Source organism: Janthinobacterium longum (assembly GCF_051380735.1).
Taxonomy (GTDB): domain Bacteria; phylum Pseudomonadota; class Gammaproteobacteria; order Burkholderiales; family Burkholderiaceae_D; genus Janthinobacterium.
In genome coordinates, this window is the sequence record NZ_JBNYXQ010000008.1 from 1 (window position 1) to 20,321 (window position 20,321).

At 62.5% G+C, this 20,321-nt stretch carries 18 protein-coding genes; 10 read left to right on the forward strand and 8 right to left on the reverse strand.

The window, feature by feature from the left end; translation table 11 throughout:
* The first annotated feature begins 315 nt into the window (after positions 1-315).
* Positions 316-1,671 carry a sodium-dependent transporter gene (locus ACQ4WM_RS18700; protein WP_436548165.1) on the forward strand — a complete coding sequence of 452 codons (1,356 nt, stop codon included), beginning with the start codon at positions 316-318 and terminating at the stop codon, positions 1,669-1,671.
* Here ACQ4WM_RS18700 and ACQ4WM_RS18705 read toward each other — a convergent pair whose 3' ends face one another.
* From ACQ4WM_RS18705 to ACQ4WM_RS18740, 8 genes are all read right to left on the reverse strand, one after another.
* Positions 1,672-2,286, reverse strand: coding sequence for a M15 family metallopeptidase (locus tag ACQ4WM_RS18705; protein WP_436548166.1), 615 nt, complete (start codon positions 2,284-2,286; stop codon positions 1,672-1,674).
* Entirely contained in the window at positions 2,286-3,188 is a 903-nt protein-coding gene (locus ACQ4WM_RS18710; protein ID WP_436548167.1) for a LysR family transcriptional regulator, read from the reverse strand. Before ACQ4WM_RS18710 ends, ACQ4WM_RS18705 begins: the two co-directional genes overlap by 1 nt.
* A gap of 85 nt (positions 3,189-3,273) precedes the next feature.
* Positions 3,274-4,092: an N-acetylmuramoyl-L-alanine amidase gene (locus ACQ4WM_RS18715; RefSeq protein WP_436548168.1), complete on the reverse strand. Its 819-nt coding sequence runs from the start codon at positions 4,090-4,092 to the stop codon at positions 3,274-3,276.
* A gap of 18 nt (positions 4,093-4,110) precedes the next feature.
* On the reverse strand, positions 4,111-5,043 hold the full coding sequence (locus tag ACQ4WM_RS18720) for an N-acetylglucosamine kinase (RefSeq protein WP_436548169.1): 933 nt from the start codon (positions 5,041-5,043) through the stop codon (positions 4,111-4,113).
* A 97-nt stretch (positions 5,044-5,140) separates the two neighbouring features.
* Complete coding sequence (locus tag ACQ4WM_RS18725) at positions 5,141-6,760, reverse strand: glycoside hydrolase family 10-like protein (RefSeq protein ID WP_436548369.1); 1,620 nt, start codon at positions 6,758-6,760, stop codon at positions 5,141-5,143.
* Between the two features lie 130 nt (positions 6,761-6,890).
* The gene (locus tag ACQ4WM_RS18730; RefSeq protein ID WP_436548170.1) at positions 6,891-8,201 is read right to left on the reverse strand and encodes an MFS transporter; all 1,311 of its coding nucleotides are present in this window, start codon (positions 8,199-8,201) and stop codon (positions 6,891-6,893) included.
* A gap of 45 nt (positions 8,202-8,246) precedes the next feature.
* A complete protein-coding gene (locus ACQ4WM_RS18735) occupies positions 8,247-9,128 on the reverse strand; it encodes an N-acetylmuramic acid 6-phosphate etherase (RefSeq protein ID WP_436548171.1) in 882 nt (293 codons plus the stop codon).
* A 90-nt stretch (positions 9,129-9,218) separates the two neighbouring features.
* Complete coding sequence (locus ACQ4WM_RS18740) at positions 9,219-9,959, reverse strand: GntR family transcriptional regulator (RefSeq protein ID WP_436548172.1); 741 nt, start codon at positions 9,957-9,959, stop codon at positions 9,219-9,221.
* Between the two features lie 237 nt (positions 9,960-10,196).
* Between ACQ4WM_RS18740 and ACQ4WM_RS18745 the strand changes: the two genes are divergently transcribed.
* From ACQ4WM_RS18745 to bioB, 9 genes are all read left to right on the forward strand, one after another.
* Positions 10,197-11,522 carry a serine hydrolase domain-containing protein gene (locus ACQ4WM_RS18745; protein WP_436548173.1) on the forward strand — a complete coding sequence of 442 codons (1,326 nt, stop codon included), beginning with the start codon at positions 10,197-10,199 and terminating at the stop codon, positions 11,520-11,522.
* Between the two features lie 131 nt (positions 11,523-11,653).
* Positions 11,654-12,904: a D-amino acid dehydrogenase gene (locus ACQ4WM_RS18750; protein WP_436548174.1), complete on the forward strand. Its 1,251-nt coding sequence runs from the start codon at positions 11,654-11,656 to the stop codon at positions 12,902-12,904.
* Between the two features lie 63 nt (positions 12,905-12,967).
* Complete coding sequence (locus tag ACQ4WM_RS18755) at positions 12,968-13,420, forward strand: YchJ family protein (RefSeq protein ID WP_436548175.1); 453 nt, start codon at positions 12,968-12,970, stop codon at positions 13,418-13,420.
* 40 nt (positions 13,421-13,460) lie between these two features.
* Positions 13,461-15,083 carry a carboxyl transferase domain-containing protein gene (locus ACQ4WM_RS18760; RefSeq protein ID WP_436548176.1) on the forward strand — a complete coding sequence of 541 codons (1,623 nt, stop codon included), beginning with the start codon at positions 13,461-13,463 and terminating at the stop codon, positions 15,081-15,083.
* A gap of 22 nt (positions 15,084-15,105) precedes the next feature.
* Complete coding sequence (locus tag ACQ4WM_RS18765) at positions 15,106-15,894, forward strand: enoyl-CoA hydratase/isomerase family protein (RefSeq protein WP_436548177.1); 789 nt, start codon at positions 15,106-15,108, stop codon at positions 15,892-15,894.
* Positions 15,895-15,913: 19 nt separating this feature from the next.
* Positions 15,914-17,242: an adenosylmethionine--8-amino-7-oxononanoate transaminase gene (gene bioA, locus ACQ4WM_RS18770; RefSeq protein ID WP_436548178.1), complete on the forward strand. Its 1,329-nt coding sequence runs from the start codon at positions 15,914-15,916 to the stop codon at positions 17,240-17,242.
* Between the two features lies 1 nt (position 17,243).
* Positions 17,244-18,440, forward strand: a complete 1,197-nt coding sequence (gene bioF, locus ACQ4WM_RS18775; protein ID WP_436548179.1) for an 8-amino-7-oxononanoate synthase — start codon at positions 17,244-17,246, stop codon at positions 18,438-18,440.
* Positions 18,430-19,239 carry a dethiobiotin synthase gene (gene bioD, locus ACQ4WM_RS18780; protein ID WP_436548180.1) on the forward strand — a complete coding sequence of 270 codons (810 nt, stop codon included), beginning with the start codon at positions 18,430-18,432 and terminating at the stop codon, positions 19,237-19,239. The genes bioF and bioD overlap by 11 nt, the downstream gene beginning before the upstream one ends.
* Positions 19,240-19,264: 25 nt before the next feature.
* On the forward strand, positions 19,265-20,311 hold the full coding sequence (gene bioB / locus ACQ4WM_RS18785) for a biotin synthase BioB (RefSeq protein ID WP_436548181.1): 1,047 nt from the start codon (positions 19,265-19,267) through the stop codon (positions 20,309-20,311).
* The last annotated feature ends 10 nt before the right edge of the window (positions 20,312-20,321 follow it).

Consider the following 20,321-nt stretch of genomic DNA (forward strand, 5'->3'; position numbering starts at 1 on the left):
TCATCAAATGCCCACACTTATCGACTGTTAATTGTTAAAGAACTGTATTCGGTGCTACTTTCGCGCTATCGACAAAGCGTTGTGTTTGTCAGCTGCGAAGAAGGAAGAGTATGAAGCGTTTTCAGCATTTCGTCAACCTTCTTTTCTGCCCCGTTTTGCTCCGCAGCACCTTGTTTTGTGTGCGTCGTTTTGCGAGGAGGCGAACTATAGCAAAGCGCTATTGCCGGCGCAAGGCTTTTGCCGGCTATTTTTACTCAACTGCTACAATTTCGCCCCCTCGGCGTCCGTCGACGCATACCTATAGCGAATATCGATATGAAACAACAAAAACGCGCTGGCTTCAGTTCCAGTTTCGGCGTGCTGGCCGCCACCCTCGGTTCGGCCGTCGGTCTTGGCAATATCTGGAAGTTCCCCTACCTGACAGGCGCCAATGGCGGCGCAGGCTTCTTGCTGATTTACCTGCTGGCCACTTTGCTGGTCGGCCTGCCCGTGATGATTGCGGAAATCACCCTGGGCCGGCGCGCCAAGGTCAATCCCATCTCGACCATGCAACAGCTGGCGCCCAGGGGTCAGCCTTGGTGGCTGGTTGGCGTGATCGGCCTGGTGGCCGCCTTCCTGATCGTGGCGTTTTACTCGGAAGTGGTGGGCTGGGTGTTTGCCTATATCGTCAAGGCCATTGACGGCTCCATTCTCAGCAGCGACCGCCACGTGACGGAGGCAGCGTTTGCCTCGCTGATCAGCAACCCGCTGCAGGCGCTGCTGTGGCAATGGGGCGTGCTGCTGTTTATCGGCGGCATATTGATGCTGGGTGTGACCAAGGGCATCGAAGCGATCGCCAAAAAGCTGATGCCGCTGCTGTTCCTGTTGCTGTTACTGCTGTGTGCGGTCAGCCTGTCGCTGGAGAAAGCCAGTGCAGGGCTGGCGTTTCTGTTCCGGCCCGATTTTTCCAAGCTGACTGGCGCCGTGGTGCTGACGGCGATGGGCCTGGCCTTTTTCAAGCTATCGGTTGGCATGGGTACCATGATGACCTACGGCAGTTACTTTCGTGATGACCAGAATATTCCGCTGACCACCTTGCGCGTGATGGCGGCCGACCTGGGTGTGTCGCTGCTGGCCGGCATCGCCATCTTCCCGGCCGTGTTTACCTTCGGCTTTGCGCCCAGTGCAGGGCCATCGCTGGTGTTCATCACCATCCCGGCCGTGTTCTCGCAAATACCAATGGGCCAGGTGCTGATGGTGGTGTTCTTTATCCTTGCGGCGGTGGCCGCTACCGGTGCGATGCTGTCGCTGATGGAAGTGCCGGTGGTGATCTTTCATGAGCGGCTGGGCTGGAGCCGGCGCAAGGCGACCCTGGTCACCATGCTGTCGCTGGCCGCGCTCGGTTCCGTGTGCGCCCTCAGCAACAGCACGCTGGCCGGATTCACGCTGTTCAATTTGAATATGTTCGACTTGTTCGACTTCGTGTCGTCGAATATCTTCCTGCCGATCGGCGGTATCGCAATTGCCTTGTTTGCAGGCTGGGCATGGGGCAAGGACAACTTCAGGCAGGCGATCAGCAACCAGGGCCGCTTGCACAATGGCGCGCTGGCCAATGTGCTGCTGTTCCTGCTGCGCTACATTTCACCCGTATTGATCCTGCTGGTGATGCTGAAGGGCTTGCAGGTATTTTAATCAGAGTACCCGGGTGTAGTGCTGGCGCACCAGCACCCGGTCGCCGCAGTCGAAATGCCACCATTCGCTGTTGATGCCAAAGAAGCCCGCCTGGAACATGGCGCCGCGCAACAGGCGGCGGTTCTCCACCTGCTGTTCGGTGATCTCGCCACGTTCCAGCATGGCAAGTTCCAGCGCCGGGTGCGAGCGCTCGCTCAAATCGTCAAACCCCGTCCCCATGTCGAGTTCGCGGCCATCAGGCCCGACAATAGTGATGTCGAGCGCCATGCCGAACGAGTGGATCGAGCCGCGCGAAGGTTCGGCGATATAGCCGAGCAACTCGGTGCCTTGCAAGGCCTCCCACAATTGCTGCTGCACCCGCTGCGGGCGCAGGGCGTCGAGCACCAGCAGATGATGACCGGGCCTTTGTCGCGCCAGCCAGGCCACGGCGCTTTCCAAAGCAGCGGCCGCATCGCGGTGCAGCCAGGCGCAGTCGATGGGGCTATACAGGTCGCGGCCGACGAAGTTGTCGGGTGTGGCGTAGCGCAAGTCCACAACGATACCTGCGATGCTGCTCAAGTGGCGAAACTGCGGATCGCTGGCGACCGCTTCCAGTTGCACGCTTGCAGCAGCCATTACATTCCTCTTTCCAGGCAGTTGCGGGCGGCCACGCCGATGCTGTCGGCCAGGCGGCGTGCACCATGCGACAGGGGCGAATGGCTGGCCGTCAATAAATACAGTTGAATTGGTATCGCCGGTGCCCAGGGCCGGCGCTGCAGCAATTGCGTCGAACCGGAGGCGGCCGTAAACGGGTCGACCACCGCCATGCCGGCGCCCGCTTCCACCAGCGAGCGGGCGATCTGGTAGGTTTGCACCACGGTGGAAAACACGGGGTGGATATTGTGCGCTTCGCAGCCGGCAATCACCAGTTCACCCAGCGGATCATTGTCGGCATGGCCGATCAGCTCGCCCGTCAGCCCATGCGCGCTCAAGGGCGTGCCACATTCCGCCGCGCGCCACGTGCCCGCCGGCGCGATCACCGTCATCAAGCCCTGGGCGATCGGTTCGGCGACGATGCCGGGGTGGCGCGGGTCCTGCAGCGACAGGGCCAGGTCCGCTTCGCCGAGGCGCAGGGTATTGACGATCTCGCTGGTATGGTGGGTTGCCAGCTGGCAGCGGGTATGGGGAAAGTCACGGCGCCAGGCCGTCATGGCAAACGGCAGGACGCTGATGGCAATCGTCGGCGTCGACACCAGGCGGATGGTTTCCACCGCATGGCCCTTCAGGCTGGCGGCCAGGCGGCGGATGCCGATCAGATCACGGTTGAGTTTTTCGGTCTCGACAAACAGGCGATGCGCTTCGGGCCTGGGATAGAGCTTGCCGCGCACGCGCTCGAACAGCGGCATGCCCAGTTGCAGCTCGCAATGCTGCAGCACCTTGGTGACGGCCGGCTGCGAGATATGCAGCACTTGCGCCGCGCCGCTGATGGTGCCGACCTGCATGATGGCGTGGAAGACTTCAATATGGCGCAACCGCATGACTGTTTCCTTTGCTCTTTACATTCGACCGCTGAGGCCGAAAAAGGTCAGCTTAATGGAAAAAGTCATGGGCTGGAATGGCGTGCTATTTGCTTGCAACAGCCGGCGCAGGGGTGGCCACGGGCAGCGGCGTCGTCAATACTTGCAGCAAGGCCGCCGTTTCCGCATCCGCCGTGCCATCAAACAAGGTGTTGCGGTATTTCATCTGGAAAGCGATCAGCACGTTCTTGGTCTCTTCGTCGAACACACCGGTCTGTGGCGTGGCGTAGCCATGTTCGGCCAGTTTCTTCTGGAACCAGACGGCGTCCGGCAGCGATTGCTCGTACATCACGCGCTGTGCGGCCACGCGGGTGGCGTCCGGCCAGACGATCAGGCCGGCATCGGCCAGCTGTTTCCATGGGAACAACGGGCCCGGATCCTGCTTGCGCTGCGGCGCGATTTCATTGTGGCCCAGGATGTTTTCCGGCGCGATATTGTAGCGGGCCTGGATGTCTTTCAGCAGTGGAATCAGCGCGTCGATCTGCGCCTGCGGGAACGGATACCAGATGCGGCCTTGTGGCGATTCGGTAAAGCCCGGGTTGACGATCTCGATGCCGATCGAGCTGACGTTCAGCTGGGTATATGTTTTCCAGTTGCTGACGCCGGCGTGATTGGCCTGGCGCGACTCGTCGACCAGCGCATAGAATTTCGGCTGGGCCGTATCGGTCAGCAGGTAATGGCTGCTGACAACCTGCTGCGTCAAGATATTGATCGAACGGGGCAAGTCGCTGACGGTGTAATGGATGACGATGAATTTCACGCGCGGACTCTGGCCGCGCGCGGTCAGGCTGCGGTCGATCTGGGGAACAGTGGTGGTACAGGCCGACAGCAGGGCAACCAGCAGGGCAAGAGCAATTTTTTTCATACGGTATCCATAACAGGGTTAATCAATCCATGGCGTGCCGCTCACCTTGGCGGCCAGCCGGGCGGCCGCCTCATGCGAACGAGCTGTCTTTTGTTCCATCATCAACGAGTCCGGCAAAGCGGCGCGCATGGCGGCCGCGATTGCCGGGTGCAACTGCGCCGCGCGGCCGGCCAGCACCACGCGGCGTGGACCATGGCGCGCCGTCAGCGCCAGCGCCAGCCGCGCCAGTTCCTGTCCGGCCCGCTGCAAGATGTCCAGTGCCAGCGGGTCAAGCTCGGCACTGGCGGCGACAGCCAGTGCCAGCCGGCCGATGGCGCCGCGATCCTGGCCATACATGAACTGGCGCGAACTGTCCCAGTCGCTGCCGCCTATCTGTTCAAATACGGCGTGCGCCATCGCTGATTGCGTCCAGCTGCCCGGCGCCTCATCTTCGCGGCGCCAGATCTGGCGCAAGGCTTCGCGCGCGATCCAATAGCCGCCACCGCCATCGTCGAGCAAGACGCCGCGCCCTCCAGCACGGTGAAACACGCCACCGGTATCGATCCAGGCGGCGATCGAACCGGTACCGGCATACACCAGGTAACCCTCACCGGGCGCAAAACTGTCAAGATAAGCGATTTCAATATCATTGCACAAAGTCACGTCCGACGGGCGCAGTGCCAGCAGCGTCGCCAGGGACTGCGCCAACAGCGCACCATCGCCGCCAAAACCGGTCAGGCCCGCATGCACATGGGACGGTTGGCCAACGGCAAGCACGGCCTGGCTCAAGCTGGCAAAGGTGGCGTGCAAGGCCGCACGGCCCGCATCGCTGCTCATTTGCAAGGCCGACAAGCCGTCCACCACGCCGCTGGCAACGATGGCGCCATCGGCGGTGGCCAGCGCCCAGCGCGTCTGGGTACCGCCGGCATCGATGCCCAGGCCTGGCCGGGAAGCTGCATGGAAAGAAGTCATGCCGTGAGTGTAAGGCCAGACGAGACTGTCAGGCATGAAAGCTTGCGCACGATACATGCCTGCAGGTTATGGACTGATCGAGGTCGATCAGGAACTGTTACTTCGCAGCCACCACCGTCGGCTGGCGCAAGGTAATGCGCGGGCTTTCATTGCCGAGGCGGTCGACGGCACTGACCACCACTGCATTGACCCGGCCGATGGGGTCGTCCACCAGGTTCAGTTCGGCTTGCGTACCGGTTACCACCAGGAAGCGCCATTCCTCGCCATAGCGTGCCCACACCGCGTACTGCGCCACAGGCTTGCCGCCGCTGGCCGTCAGTTTCACATTCACGCCATCACCAGCGCGCCGCATCGCCACCAGCGGCGTGCCGGGCGCTTCCGATCCCAGCCATGGCGTGGCCGGAATCAGGGCAGGGCTTTGATACACGCCCGCTTTCAGCTGCTCGCTGATGCCCTTGCGGTTTTGCATCAGCGGCGCCATGCTGAAATGCACTTGTCCATTGGCGCCAGTGCGCGTACGCGTCACTTCGATCTGCTTGACGATTTCCTGCGGCGTGAACGACTTCGGCGTATTGTCGATGCGGCTGGTGTACAGGCCCGGCCACACGTGGCGGCCATATGGATTTTGCGCCAGCCAATAATCGAGCAGCACGCCGAACGCCTGCGGCGCCTGCGCCACCGGCCAATACAGCTGCGGCGACAGGTAATCGAGCCAGCCCTTGGACAGCCACAATTCCGCATCCGCATACAATTTGTCATACTGGCTGAAGCCGACGATGCCGGGCGGACGCAGGTTTGGGCGGCCGATGCCGAACGGACTGATGCCGAAGCGCACCCAGCTTTTCTCGCGGTGGATGCCGGTATACAAGCCCTCGATCAGCTGGTTGACGTTCTGGCGGCGCCAGCCGGCGCGATCCAGTTGTCCGCCACCGAGCAGGTATTTCTGCCACGACGGTTCATCGGGAAACGGCAGCTCGCCCCTGGCGGCGCCGCTGCCGGCGTCCAGCGCGGCGGTCTCGGCGCCGGCACCGGCACCCGGCGCGTCGATCGGGTAGGGATAGAAATAATCGTCGATATGCACGCCGTCGATATCGTAGCGGCGCACCACATCGAGCACCACATCAAGCGTGTGTTTCGACGCAGCGGCGTCGCCCGGGTCCATCCACAGATAGCGGCCGTACTGTTTCACGGACGCCGGGTTGGTGCTGGCAAAACTGTCGCGCGCCAGCGGTGACTTGGCGGTGGCGTGGCGGGCACGGTAGGGATTGAACCAGGCGTGCAGCTCCAGCCCGCGCGCATGCGCCTGGGCCACCCAGAACGCCAGCGGGTCATACATCGGCAGCGGCGGCTGGCCTTGCTTGCCGGTGAGGAACTCCGACCACGGCTCCAGTTGCGACGGGTAGATCGCATCGGCGCTGGGGCGTACCTGCAGCACGATGGCGTTCAGATTGAGGGACTTGGCGCGGTCGAGGATGGCGATCGCTTCAGCTTGCTGCTTGGCCACCGTCAGGTTGCTGCGGCTGGGCCAGTCGATATTGGCAACCGTCGAGACCCAGGCGGCGCGGAACTCGCGCGGCGCCGGCGGCGGCACTTCACCACGGATATGTTGCACGGGAGGCACGGCCGGCAGGGCGGCCGGGCCGGACGTCGCATCGGTGGGCATGCGCGAACTGGTGCAACTGCTGAGCAAGCTGGCGGCGGCCAGCGCGGCCACCATGCCGGCGCTGGACGCCAGACATTTTTTAAAAGTAGACAACAAAACAATTCCTCGCAAGGTAGGGCGCAGGTCTATCGGTGCGGGCATTCTACTGTGCGCGGCCGTGCCGCGGCGCGCACAGTAGAAAAGCTCAGGCCTCGGCCTTCTTGCCGAATTCGGGATCGATACTGACCAGGGCCGCCATGATGAAGGCGGGGATGGTGGCGATACAGACCCAGATAAAGAAGTGCTGGTAGCCCAGCATCTGCTGTATCCAGCCGCTGGCCATGCCAGGCAACATCATGCCCAGCGCCATGAAACCGGTGCAGATGGCGTAATGGGCCGTCTTGTGGGCGCCGTCCGAGACCATGATCATGTACAACATATAAGAAGCGAAGCCGAAGCCATAGCCGAACTGTTCCAGCGCGATACCGCCGGCGATCAGATAGATATTGCTGGGCAGGGTGGTGGCCAGGTAAACAAATACCAGGTCCGGCAGGTGTACCGACAGCACCATGATCCACAGGCAGCGCTTCAAGCCAAAGCGCGAAATGATGTAGCCGCCCAGCAAGCCCCCCAGGGTCAGCGCGATCACGCCGATAGTGCCGTAGACCAGGCCCACCTGTTCGGTGGACAGGCCCAGGCCGCCTTTGGCGACGGGGTCGAGCAGGAAGGGCGCTGCCAGTTTCAGCAGTTGCGCTTCGCCGAGGCGAAACAGCAGCAAGAAGCCGAGGATGACGAGAATGTCTTTTTTCTTGAAGAAGGCGGCGAAGGTGGCGACGAATTCCTGCAGCGGAGAAACACCGGCATCGGTGATGCCGGGCCGGTCGGCTGGGGGTTTCGGAAGAATGAAATAGTGGTACAGGAACAAAATGATGAACAGCCCCGCCAGGATGGCGAACACCACCGACCAGGCCAGTTGCACGCTGCCGGTAGAGTGCGTCAGGTAGCCGGCCAGGTAGACCAAGAGGCCCTGGCCTGAAATCATCGCCAGGCGATAAAAGGTGCTGCGCACGCCGACAAACGCGGCTTGCTGGTGTTCTTCCAGGCCCAGCATGTAGAAACCGTCGGCCGCGATATCATGCGTGGCGGAACTGAAGGCCATCAGCCAGAAGATCGCCAGACTGATCTGGAAAAAGTGCGGCAAGGATGTGGTCAGCGCCACCAGCGCCAGCGCGGCGCCGATCACCAGTTGCAGGCCGACGATCCAGAAGCGCTTGGTGCGGTACATGTCGATAAAGGGCGACCACAGCGGCTTGATCACCCATGGCAGGTACAGCCAGCTGGTATACAGGGCGATATCGGTATTGCTGAAGCCGTAGTTCTTGTACATTATCACCGACAGCGTCATGACCACGACATACGGTATGCCCTGGCCGAAATACAGCGAGGGGATCCACAGCCAGGGGTTTTTCACGCGCGCGGCTGCGGTGGCCGGGGCGGTTTGTTTCACAAGCTTCATACATCCTTCATCGTCAAACAGGCAGAAGAATGCCGCGCCATCGGTTCAGGCGGCCAGTGCCGAGCGCACACTGCCGCCAGCGCCGGCCAACAATGCTTGTGCCTGGTCTGTGGTAATTTTTTTTAACAAGGCAACAATCGCCACCTTGACATGAAACTGGCATTGCTCCAGCACGCTTCTTGCCTGCGCTTCATCTACGCCGGTGGCATGCATGGTCAGTCTGACGGCCCGCAAGATCAGCTTGGCGTTGGTCGGCTTCAAGTCTACCATCAAGTTTCCATAGGTTTTGTGCAAACCGACCATCAGCGCACTGGAAATGGTATTGAGGGTGATTTTCTGCGCCGTGCCCGCTTTCAGACGGGTGCTGCCGGAGATCACTTCGTTGCCCGTGTCGAGCACGATGCCATATTCGGCTTGCATGGCCACCGGCGCATCGACATTATTGGCAATCCCGACCGTCAGCGCACCAGCCCCACGCGCGGCGCGCAAGGCTCCCAGCACATATGGCGTGGCGCCGGACGCGGCCAGCAGGAACACCACGTCGTTCGGCTGCGGTTGCAAGGCCAGCAGGTCGGCCGCACCCTGCGCCACATCGTCTTCCGCCCCTTCGACGGCCGCGAACATGGCGCCGGCACCGCCGGCAAGGATGGCCACGGCGCGATCAAGCGGCCAGGAAAAAGTCGGATGCAGCTCCACGCTGTCAAGCACACCAAGCCGGCCCGAGGTACCGGCGCCGACATACAAGAGCCGGCCACCGGCGGCGATACGGGGCAGGGCGGCGGTGATGGCTGAAGTGATCTGCGGCGAGGCCAGCCGTACGGCCTCGACGGCCCGGAACTGGTCATCGACCAGCGCGGCCACCAGCTGTTCGGCGGGATACAGATCGAGTTGCGCATGCTGCGTACTCGGGGTTTCAGTTTTTAACATGACTCATGGACATGGTTGAACGATGAAACCAGTTTAATACCGACCAGCACAGCCAGCCATGAAAGGATGGCGAACACGCATAACGGCAGATTATGGGGCGCGGCGCATCTCCGCCACAAAGTCGTAATGATCGCTGCGGCAATACGAATGCGTGAGTTCCACCGCGACACCCGACTCCAGGTAGGCGAGGCGGGTAATGAACAGCACAGCCTGGCCGTCAGGCACGCCCAGCTGCGCGGCCAGCACGCCGGTGGCGTTCATGGCGCGGATATGCTGCAGCGCGCGCACCGGCGACTTCCTGATCTGGGCCAGGTAGGCATACAAGGAGTCGCCCACGGCGGCCGGGTCCGGCACCACGCTGTAGGGCAATACACTGACCTCGTAGGCCATCACCACATCGTCGGCCAGGCGCAGGCGCTCCAGGCGCGCCACTTTGGTGTTTTGCGCCAGGCCCAGGCTCAGTTGTTCTTCGCTGCTGGCGATCACCACCTCGCGCTTGAGCCAGCGCGAACCGGCCCGGTAACCGCGTTGCTGCAATTGTTCCGAAAAGCTCGACAGGTTCGACAGTGGCTGCTCGATGCGCGGCGCAATATAGTTGCCCGAACCGCGGCGGCGCACGACGAGGCCCTGCTCGACCAGCTGGTCGATGGCCTTGCGCGCGGTGACCCGCGAGACGTCGAGCAATTCGGACAGGGTGCGTTCGGACGGCAGGGCCTGGTCTACCTGGTAGCGGCCATTGCGTACATCATCGCTCAGCTTGCGGGCGATCTGCATATACAAAGGCGAATTGTCAGTTAAATCGACCTTGAGTTCCATGCTGGTCTGGCTCATTACTGTTCTCCTAGTCTATCTAGTGTAATGGCGATGGCGCTTGCACGTGGTGCGCCGCCCGTGAATAAATGGAAAACAGGCATGAATAACGGCCATACGCTTTTAAAACACTGGTCTTTGAGTAATTCGCTAAAAGCATAACTTGGAATTATAGACAAATAAGCACTTTTCATTGGCGCATTCCTGTTCCGCACTCTATGCTGGCCCATCATGGCAAGCGTGCTCAAGGAAAACGACATGAATCAGGCAATGCTGCGATGGCTGGGCGGCTGGATGGGGGGATTGCTGCTCGGTAGCACGGCAATGGCGGCGGCAGGCAAGGTGGGCAACGTCAAGCTCGACAATCAACTGGCGGCCATCGTCGGCGATGCGCGCCAGCCATTGGCCAGCCTGTCGGTGCTGGCGATACGCCATGGCCAGGCGGTGTACCAGCAGCAATTCGGCTATCGTTATCTGCCGGCGCAAGCGGAACAAAGCCTGCCTGTCACGCCCGATACGCTGTTTCGCATCGCCTCGGTCTCGAAAATGATGACCACTCTGGCCCTGATGCGGCTGGTGGAACAGCACAAGCTGCAACTGGACCAGGACGTCGGCATTTATCTTGGGTTTTCACTGCGCAACCCGCACTTTCCCAAACAGGCGGTCACCCTGCGCAGCCTGCTCAGCCATACCTCGTCGCTGCGCGACGCAGGCGGCTATTTCTGGGGCGCCGAGCGCAGCCTGCGCGATGTATTTACCGCTGGCGGCGACGCCATGTGGGCAGGCAATGCCGCACCGGGCCAGTACTTCAGCTATGCCAACCTGAACTGGGGCGTGATCGGCACGGTGATGGAAAAGGTCACGGGCGAACGCTTCGACCACCTGATGCGGCGTTTGCTGCTGGCGCCGATGGGATTGCGCGGCGGCTATAACCCGGCAGAATTCTCGCCAGGCGAACTGAACGACATCGCCACCCTGTACCGCAAGCGGCCAGCCGACAGCGAAACGTGGAACCCGAACGGCCCCTGGATTGCCCAGGCAGATGATGTGCGCCGCCAGGCGCCAGCCAAACCTGCAGGTATCGACCGCTATGTGATCGGCAGCAATGCCACCATCTTCAGCCCCACCGGCGGTTTGCGTATCTCGGCGGCGGACATGGGCAAGGTCATGCAGATGCTGCTGGCCGACGGACGCTATCAGGGCCAGCAGATACTGCAGCCGGCCAGCATCACGCTGATGTTTACCCGGCAATGGCAGCTGGCGGCGGATGGCGGCAATGGCGACAGCGATCAAGGACTGTTCCGTGCGTGGGGCCTGGGCAACCAGCAATTCGATGCGGATGGCGCACGCGGCAACGGGCTGGTGGCAAACGCGCATTTTTCCGCTGCCGGCCACCTCGGCGACGCCTATGGCCTGCTGTCCGCCTTTGTGCTCGACTTTGCCAACAAGAACGGCATGATTTACCTGATAGGTGGCACCGGCAGCGATCCGGGCCAGCAGCGCGGCCCGCACACCGCGCTATCGCGGCCAGAAGAAGCGGTGCTCGACGCACTATACCATGGAGCGATTGTCAATCTTGAATAATTCGCACCAAATCAGTGCATTCCTGCAAGTTATGGCTGCACCATGATGTTTCATTAGCCCGCCCCGTACGCACCCTCTAAGCTCTTACCGAATGCTCCCCTCCCATGGGAGTACCTACGCAGCGAGGCAGCATGCAGCAACAACAAGTCATCATCATCGGTGGCGGCGTCGTCGGCCTGACGTCGGCCTGGTGGCTGGCCGAGGCCGGCTACAAAGTCACGCTGCTGGAACGCAACGAACAGGTCGGCACCGCCGCCAGCTACCGCAATGGCGGACAACTCAGCTATCGCTACGTGGCGCCGCTGGCGGACGCCGGCGTGCCCCTGAAAGCGCTGCAATGGCTGCTGCAAAAAGATGGTCCGCTGCGTTTTCGCCCGGAAGCCGACTGGCGCCAGTGGCGCTGGATGGCCAGCTTTTTACGCAACTGCAATGCCGCCAGCAACGCCCGCACCACCGCCAAGCTGCTGGAATTGGGCGAACTGAGCCGCGCTGGCATGGCCCAGCTGGAGGCAACGGTACCGCCGCAAACCTATGCCTGGCGCGATGCGGGCAAGTTGATCGTCTACCGTTCACCGGCCATTTTCCAGCGCGCCGTGGCCCGCCCCGAATCGGAAGAGGCACGCCTGGTGCTGACGCCGGCACAGGCCGTGCAGCGCGAGCCGGCCCTGGCCGCGCTGCAACAGTCGCTCGCTGGCGCCATCTTTACTGAAGGCGAAGCGGTGGCCGATTGCCACGCGTTTTGCCTGGCACTTGAAGCGCGGCTGCGGCAGCATCCGAATTGCGCGCTGCTGCTCAAGGGCGAAGCCCACAAATTGGTGATGCTCAACGGCAAGGTGGCAGGCGTCGAAACCAGCCTGGGCCTGCTGGGCGCCGACCAGTACGTGCTGGCAGCTGGTATCCAGAGCCGCGACCTGGCCGCCACGGCCGGCATCTATCTGCCGCTGTATCCGCTGAAGGGCTACAGCCTGACGGCCCCCGTGCGCGTGCAAGACCTGGCGCCCGCGATCAGCATTACCGACTTCGAGCGCAAGGTGCTGTATGCGCGCATCGGCAGCAGCTTGCGCGTGGCGGCCATGGTCGACATGGTGGGCGCCGATGCCAGTATCACGCCAGAGCGCATTGCCGGCCTCAAACGGCTGGCGCGCGAGGCCATGCCGCAGGCGGCAGATTACGAGCAGGCGACGGCCTGGGCCGGCTTGCGGCCCGCCACGCCCAACAGCGCGCCGCTGGTGGGCGCCAGTAAGTACGCCAACTTGTGGCTGAACGTGGGCCACGGCCCGCTGGGCTTTACCTTTGCGGCCGGCACGGCGCGCATCCTGGCTGATCTGATGGCCGGCAAGGCGCCGCCATTTGCGCTGGACTTTCTTCAGCCGCGCCGCTAGCAGTCACGTGCCTGTCCCTTATGGCGGATAATTGCGGAACTTTCCGCTCTTGCCGTCTATCGCATGTCCACAACCTCGAAATCCGTTGCCTGCCCCTGTGGCGGCGGCGCCTATGCCACTTGCTGCGGCCCGTATATCGCGGGCAGCGCCCTGCCGCCCACGGCCGAAGTCCTGATGCGCTCGCGCTATACGGCGTTTACCTTGCGCGACGAGCCGTATCTGCGCACCACCTGGCACGCCAGCACCTGCCCGGGCGACGCATTATTTGCCGAAGAAGAAAAAGTCCAGTGGCTGGGACTTGAGGTAAAATCTGGTTTACGTTTACGTCAACGTAAAGCAGAATCTGCCGATCAGGCCGAAGAGATCAACCGCGATACCGTCGAATTCGTGGCCCGCTACAAGGTCGGGGGCCGCGCCCACCGCCTGCATGAAGTGAGTCGCTTCGTGCGCGAATCCGGCAAGGGCGGCGATGGCACCCTGCGCTGGTTTTATCTCGACGGCAGTTTTCCCGAATAGCGCGACCCGAGAGACCGGGCGATAATAAAAAGGAACCGCAATGCCGCACATCGAAAGCAAACTCAATCCGCGCAGCGACGATTTCAAGGCCAATGTGGCCGCCATGCAAGCCATCGTCGACGATTTGCGCGACAAGGTGGAGAAAATCGCGGCCGGTGGCGGCGAGGCGGCTGCCGCCAAGCACCTGGCGCGCGGCAAGCTGCTGCCGCGCGACCGGGTGCAGATGCTGCTCGATCCCGGCACGCCGTTTCTCGAGTTTTCGCAGATGGCGGCCTACGCCATGTACCGGGACGCCAACGGCTTTGACGCGGCCCCAAGTGCAGGCATCATCACCGGCATCGGCCGGGTCTCGGGCCAGGAATGCGTAATCGTCTGCAATGACGCCACCGTCAAGGGCGGCACTTACTACCCGATGACGGTGAAAAAACATTTGCGGGCGCAGGAAATCGCCGACCAGAACAATCTGCCGTGCATCTACCTGGTCGACTCGGGCGGCGCCAACCTGCCCAACCAGGACGATGTATTCCCCGACCGCGACCATTTCGGCCGCATCTTCTACAACCAGGCCAATTTGTCGGCCAAGGGGATTCCGCAAATCGCCGTGGTGATGGGTTCGTGCACCGCCGGCGGCGCCTATGTGCCGGCCATGAGCGATGAGTCGATCATCGTCAAGGAACAGGGCACGATTTTCCTCGGCGGCCCGCCGTTGGTGAAAGCGGCCACCGGCGAAGTGGTGACGGCCGAAGACCTGGGCGGCGGCGACGTGCATACGCGCCTGTCCGGCGTGGTCGACCACCTGGCGCAGAATGACCTGCATGCGCTGTCACTGGCGCGCACCATCGTCTCTAACCTGAACCGCACGAAACCGCAGCAGATGGCGCTGCGCGAGTCGATGGAACCGCACTACCCGCCACAGGAACTGTATGGCGTGATTCCGGTCGATACGCGCAAGCCGTTCGACGTGCGCGAAGTCATCGCCCGCATCGTCGACGCCAGCGAATTCGACGAATTCAAGGCCCGCTACGGCACCACGCTGATCTGCGGCTTTGCGCATATCCATGGCATCAAGGTCGGCATTATCGCCAACAACGGCATCCTGTTTTCCGAGTCGGCACTGAAGGGCACGCACTTTATCGAACTGTGCTGCCAGCGCAAGATCCCGCTGGTATTTTTGCAAAATATTACCGGCTTCATGGTCGGCCGCAAATACGAAAACGAGGGCATCGCGCGCAACGGCGCCAAGATGGTCACCGCAGTGGCGACGGCAGCGGTGCCGAAATTTACCGTGATTATCGGCGGCAGTTTCGGCGCCGGCAACTACGGCATGTGCGGCCGCGCGTTTTCGCCGCGCTTCATGTGGATGTGGCCCAATGCGCGCATTTCTGTGATGGGTGGCGACCAGGCCGCGTCGGTGCTGGCCACCGTCAAGCGCGACGGCATCGAGGGCAAGGGCGGCGCCTGGAGCGCGGACGAGGAAGCGGCTTTCAAGCAGCCGATCAAGGACCAGTACGAACACCAGGGCCACCCCTACTACGCCACCGCGCGCCTGTGGGACGATGGCGTGATCGATCCGGCCGACACCCGCATGGTGCTGGGCCTGGGCCTGTCGGCCGCGCTGAACGCGGAAATCCCCGAGACGAAGTTCGGCGTGTTTCGTATGTAACCAGGATGTAAGTGAGAAGAAAATGGAATTTGAAACCCTGAAACTGGTCATCGAAGGCAATGTCGCGACCGTGACCCTGAACCGCCCCGATGTGCGCAACGCCTTCAACGAGACCACGATCGCCGAACTGGCGCGCGCCTTCGAGGGCCTGGGCCGCAGCGACATGGTGCGTGCCATCGTGCTGGCCGCGAACGGCCCGGCCTTTTGCGCCGGTGCCGACCTGCACTGGATGAAGAAGATGGCCGGCTACACGCATGCCGAAAACCAGGCCGACGCGCTGCAGCTGGCACAGATGCTGCGCACGATTTATACCTGCCCGAAGCCGGTGGTGGCCAAGGTCCAGGGCGACTGTTATGCCGGCGGCATGGGCTTGGTGGCCGCATGCGATATCATCCTGGCTGCAGAAGAGGTGCAATTCTGCCTGAGCGAAGTGCGGCTGGGCCTGATCCCGGCCACCATTTCACCGTATGTCATCAAGGCCATGGGCGAACAGGCGGCGCGCCGCTACTTTATCTCTGCCGAGCGATTTTCCGCCCACGAAGCGCTGCGCATCGGCTTTGCCCACGAGGTAGTCGCGCTCGATGCACTGGACGCGAAAACCGCCGAAGTGCTGAAAGCGCTGACCGGCAACAGCCCGCACGCGGTGGCACAAGCGAAGACGCTGGTGCGCGAGATCGCCGGCCAGCCGGTGACCGATGCGCTGCTGCAAGACACCGCCGAACGCATCGCGCAGATCCGCGCTTCGGAACAGGGGCGCGAGGGCGTGCAATCCTTCCTGGACAAGCGCAAGCCGGGTTGGCTCATGGGCTAACAAAATAATTGGAGCAGGTTTGAAATCAGAAAAACAATCGGCATGGGTCGAACGCAGCCTGCGCAGCGTGTGGCATCCGTGCACGCAGATGCAGCATCATGAGTCAGTGCCTCTGATCCCGGTCAGCCATGGCCGCGGCGCCTGGCTGTACGACCATGACGGCCGGCGCTACCTGGACGCCATCAGCTCGTGGTGGGTAAACCTGTTCGGCCATGCCAATCCGCGCATCAATGCGCAACTGAAGGACCAGCTGGACCGGCTGGAACACGCCATGCTGGCCGGTTTTACGCACGAACCGGTAATTGAACTGTCGGAAAAACTGTCGGCCCTGACCGGCGGCGTGCTCGGTCACAGCTTCTATGCGTCCGATGGCGCCTCGGCCGTGGAAATCGCTCTGAAAATGAGTTTTCATGCGTGGCGCAACAGTGGCAAGAGTGAAAAACAGGAATTCGTTTGCCTCAAGGGCAGCTACCACGGCGAGACCATCGGCGCACTGGCCGTCACCGACGTGGCGCTGTTCAAGGACGCCTACGGCCCGCTGCTGCGCGCCACGCAGACGGTGATGTCGCCGGACTTCCGCCAGGCGCACGACGGCGAAACGGCGCAGGACGTGGCCAGGCGCGCCGCAGCCGAGGTGGAGCAGCTGTTCCAGCAAAAAGCCGGCAAGATCGCCGCCGTCATCATTGAGCCTCTGGTGCAGTGCGCGACCGGCATGGCCATGCACGACCCACTGTATCTGTCGCTGGTGCGCGAGCTGTGCGACCGCCATCAGGTGCATCTGATCCTCGACGAAATCGCTGTTGGCTGCGGCCGTACCGGTACCTTTTTTGCGTGCGAACAGGCCGGCATCTGGCCCGATTTCGTGTGCCTGTCCAAAGGCATCAGCGGCGGCTACCTGCCGCTGTCCCTGGTGATGACGCGCGAAGATATCTACCAGGCCTTTTACAGCACCGATATGCGCCGCGGCTTTTTGCATTCGCATTCTTACACCGGCAATCCGCTGGCCTGCCGCGCCGCGCTTGCCACGCTGGCCATTTTTGAAGAAGACGAGGTGCTGGTGAATAACCGGCTGCGCGCCGACAAGATCACGCAGGCACTCATGCCGCTGGCGCAGCACGACAGAGTGCGCCACTTCCGGCAGCAGGGCATGATCTGGGCGTTTGATGCAGTCGATGCCACGCCGGACTTTTCACGCCGCTTTTTCAGCACCGCGCTCGAACATGAACTCCTGATGCGCCCGATCGGCTCCACCGTCTACCTGATGCCGCCGTATATCCTCGACGACGAACAGATAGCCGGCGTGGGCAAGCAGATGCTGGCCGTGTTCAACCATGTGATGGGGGCTTGAAGTGGAACTGATCACACGCTTGCAACAGCAGTTGCAGACACTGGAAGAACGCAGCCTGATACGCCGGCGCCGCACGGTCGACACGCCGTGCGCGCCGCGCATCAGCGTCGATGGCCGCGCAATGCTGGCCTTTTGCAGCAATGATTACCTGGGCCTGGCTTCGCATCCGCGCATCGTGGATGCCCTCAAGCAAGGCGCCGATCTGTACGGCGCCGGCAGCGGCGCTTCGCACCTGATCAGCGGCCATGGCCGCGCCCATGCGCTGCTCGAAGAGCGGCTGGCCGAGTTTGTCGGCCCCAACCTGGAGTCGGCGCGCGCGCTGTATTTTTGCACCGGCTATATGGCCAACCTGGCCGTGCTGACTGGCTTGGCGGTGGGCGACAAGGACACCGAGATTTTTTCCGAAGCGCTGAACCACGCCTCGCTGATTGACGGCACGCGCCTGGCGCGCGTGGCCACGCGCGTCTATCCGCACGCCGATACAGCTGCGCTGGCAAGCCTGCTGGCGGCCAGCACGGCGGCCACCAAAATCGTCGTCACTGACAGCGTGTTCAGCATGGATGGCGACCTGGCGCCGCTGCCCGAACTGCTGGCCCTGTGCGAACAATATGGCGCCTGGCTGGTGGTCGACGATGCGCACGGCTTCGGCGCCCTGGGTGAACACGGCCGCGGTGCGCTCGAACATTTTGATTTGCACTCGTCCAACCTGGTATATGTGGGCACCCTGGGCAAGTCGGCCGGCGTCGGTGGCGCTTTCGTGGCCGCGCACGAAGCCGTGATCGAAACGCTGATCCAGAAAGCGCGCCCGTATATCTTTACCACCGCCGCACCGCCCGCAATCGCCCATGCGCTGCTGGCCAGCCTGGATATTATCGCCGGCGAGGAAGGCCGGCAGCGCCGCGCGCACCTGGCGGCGCTGGTGGCACAATGGAACGACGGCCTGCAATTGCGGCACTGGCAGCCGCTGGCATCGAACACCGCGATACAGCCCGTGATCATCGGCGAAAACGCCGCGATGATGGACATTGCCGCCAGCCTGTATCAGCAGGGTTTGTGGGTAGGCGCGATCCGTCCGCCCACCGTGCCCTTGGGCACCGCGCGCCTGCGCGTGACCCTGTCGGCCGGCCACACACAGCAAGACGTGGCACTATTGATCAATGCAGTGAATAACCTGGAAAGGACGCGCCATGAGTCTTGATGAACCCATCGTCATCGGTACGGCCGAAGTGAGCGAAGTGGAAGCGGTACTGGAGCCGGCATTGGAACCGGCCCCCGTGGCTGCCGCACTGCCGTCGCGCTTTGCCTGTTTTGTTACGGGCACCGACACGGAAATCGGCAAGACATTGACCTCGTCGGCGCTGCTGCATGCGCTGGTACAGCGCGGCGTACGCGCCTGCGGCATGAAGCCGGTGGCAGCCGGCGCCGAGCTGCGCGATGGCGAACTGCATAATGAAGACGCCGACAGCCTCAAAGCGGCCGGCAACGTCAACCTGCTGCCCAACCTGACCACGCCGTACATGTTCAAGGAGCCGGCCGCGCCGCATATCGCCGCCGCGCTTGAAGGCGTGACGATCGACCCGGTGCCTATCCTGGCCGCCTACCTCGAAGTGGCGGCCGCTTCTGATGCGGTGGTGGTGGAAGGGGTGGGCGGCTTTCGCGTGCCGCTGTCCGCCACTTTCGACACAGCCGACCTGGCGCAGCAGCTGGACCTGCCGGTGATTCTGGTGGTCGGCATGCGCCTGGGTTGCATTAACCAGGCCCTGCTGACGCTCGAAGCGATCGAGGCACGCGGACTTACCTTAATCGGCTGGGTCGCCAATACCCTCGAAGTGGAAATGCGCTTCATCGACGAAAATATCGATGCGCTGATCGAGCGCATCCCGGCGCCGCTGCTGGGCAAGGTGCCGCGCATGGCGCAGCCGAGCGCCGCAGAAGCGGCGTCGTATCTCGATTTTACTGGCCTGCCGAACTGGCCGCTGCAACATCCCGACAATTGAAGTAAACGAAACCCAAGGAATCACGATGTCATTCATCCAAGAAGCAGCAAAAACCGTCGAACTGCACCGTCCCGCGGCACGCATTACCGTGCCCGAAACGGCCACCTGGCCCGTCGCCGACGTGCTGGCCCTGTTCGACCTGCCGTTCAACGACCTGATGTTCAAGGCCCAGCAAACCCACCGCGCCAACTTCCCTGACGGTGACGTGGAACTGGCAACCCTGTTGTCGATCAAGACCGGTGGCTGCGAAGAAGACTGCGGCTACTGTCCGCAGGCGGCCCGCTACGACACGGGCGTGGAAGCGAAAAAAATCCTCGACATCGACACCGTGCTGGACGCCGCCCGCCAGGCCAAGGCCAATGGCGCCACGCGCTTCTGCATGGGCGCCGCCTGGCGCGGCCCGAAGGACCGCGACATGGAAAAAGTCGAGGAAATGGTCAGCAAGGTCAAGGCCCTGGGCCTGGAAACCTGCGCCACCCTGGGCATGCTGGAAGAGGGCCAGGCCGACCGCCTGAAAAATGCCGGCCTCGATTTCTATAACCATAATCTGGACACGGCGCCCGAGTTCTACGACAACGTGATCTCGACCCGCGAATACCAGGACCGCCTCGATACCCTGGGCCGCGTGCGCGAAGCCGGGCTGAAAGTGTGCTGCGGCGGCATCGTCGGCATGGGCGAGACGCGCCTGCAACGCGCCGGCCTGATCGCCCAGCTGGCCAACCTGAATCCGTATCCGGAATCGGTGCCCGTCAACCACCTGGTGCAGGTGGAAGGCACGCCGTTGTTTGGCCTGGAAGCGCTGGACCCATTCGAATTCGTGCGAACGATTGCGGTCGCCCGCATCACCATGCCGAAAGCGCGCGTGCGCCTGTCGGCAGGCCGGCGCCAGATGGGCGAAGCGGTGCAAGCCATGTGCTTCCTGGCCGGCGCCAATTCCATCTTCTACGGCGACAAGCTGCTGACCACCGATAACCCGGAAGCGGAAGACGACCGCACCTTGTTGAACAAACTGGGCTTGCAGACGCGCGGTGCGATGCTCGAATCGGTACAGAAAGAGAAGTGCGGCTGCTGATCTGATCTGC

What these genes read in the sequence shown, in the direction of transcription:
- ACQ4WM_RS18700 (WP_436548165.1), top strand. Translation starts at nt 316, where the DNA reads ATGAAACAACAAAAACGCGCTGGCTTCAGTTCCAGTTTCGGCGTGCTG.
- ACQ4WM_RS18705 (WP_436548166.1), bottom strand. Translation starts at nt 2,286, where the DNA reads ATGGCTGCTGCAAGCGTGCAACTGGAAGCGGTCGCCAGCGATCCGCAG.
- ACQ4WM_RS18710 (WP_436548167.1), bottom strand. Translation starts at nt 3,188, where the DNA reads ATGCGGTTGCGCCATATTGAAGTCTTCCACGCCATCATGCAGGTCGGC.
- ACQ4WM_RS18715 (WP_436548168.1), bottom strand. Translation starts at nt 4,092, where the DNA reads ATGAAAAAAATTGCTCTTGCCCTGCTGGTTGCCCTGCTGTCGGCCTGT.
- ACQ4WM_RS18720 (WP_436548169.1), bottom strand. Translation starts at nt 5,043, where the DNA reads ATGACTTCTTTCCATGCAGCTTCCCGGCCAGGCCTGGGCATCGATGCC.
- ACQ4WM_RS18725 (WP_436548369.1), bottom strand. Translation starts at nt 6,760, where the DNA reads ATGGTGGCCGCGCTGGCCGCCGCCAGCTTGCTCAGCAGTTGCACCAGT.
- ACQ4WM_RS18730 (WP_436548170.1), bottom strand. Translation starts at nt 8,201, where the DNA reads ATGAAGCTTGTGAAACAAACCGCCCCGGCCACCGCAGCCGCGCGCGTG.
- ACQ4WM_RS18735 (WP_436548171.1), bottom strand. Translation starts at nt 9,128, where the DNA reads ATGTTAAAAACTGAAACCCCGAGTACGCAGCATGCGCAACTCGATCTG.
- ACQ4WM_RS18740 (WP_436548172.1), bottom strand. Translation starts at nt 9,959, where the DNA reads ATGAGCCAGACCAGCATGGAACTCAAGGTCGATTTAACTGACAATTCG.
- ACQ4WM_RS18745 (WP_436548173.1), top strand. Translation starts at nt 10,197, where the DNA reads ATGAATCAGGCAATGCTGCGATGGCTGGGCGGCTGGATGGGGGGATTG.
- ACQ4WM_RS18750 (WP_436548174.1), top strand. Translation starts at nt 11,654, where the DNA reads ATGCAGCAACAACAAGTCATCATCATCGGTGGCGGCGTCGTCGGCCTG.
- ACQ4WM_RS18755 (WP_436548175.1), top strand. Translation starts at nt 12,968, where the DNA reads ATGTCCACAACCTCGAAATCCGTTGCCTGCCCCTGTGGCGGCGGCGCC.
- ACQ4WM_RS18760 (WP_436548176.1), top strand. Translation starts at nt 13,461, where the DNA reads ATGCCGCACATCGAAAGCAAACTCAATCCGCGCAGCGACGATTTCAAG.
- ACQ4WM_RS18765 (WP_436548177.1), top strand. Translation starts at nt 15,106, where the DNA reads ATGGAATTTGAAACCCTGAAACTGGTCATCGAAGGCAATGTCGCGACC.
- bioD (WP_436548180.1), top strand. Translation starts at nt 18,430, where the DNA reads ATGAGTCTTGATGAACCCATCGTCATCGGTACGGCCGAAGTGAGCGAA.
- bioB (WP_436548181.1), top strand. Translation starts at nt 19,265, where the DNA reads ATGTCATTCATCCAAGAAGCAGCAAAAACCGTCGAACTGCACCGTCCC.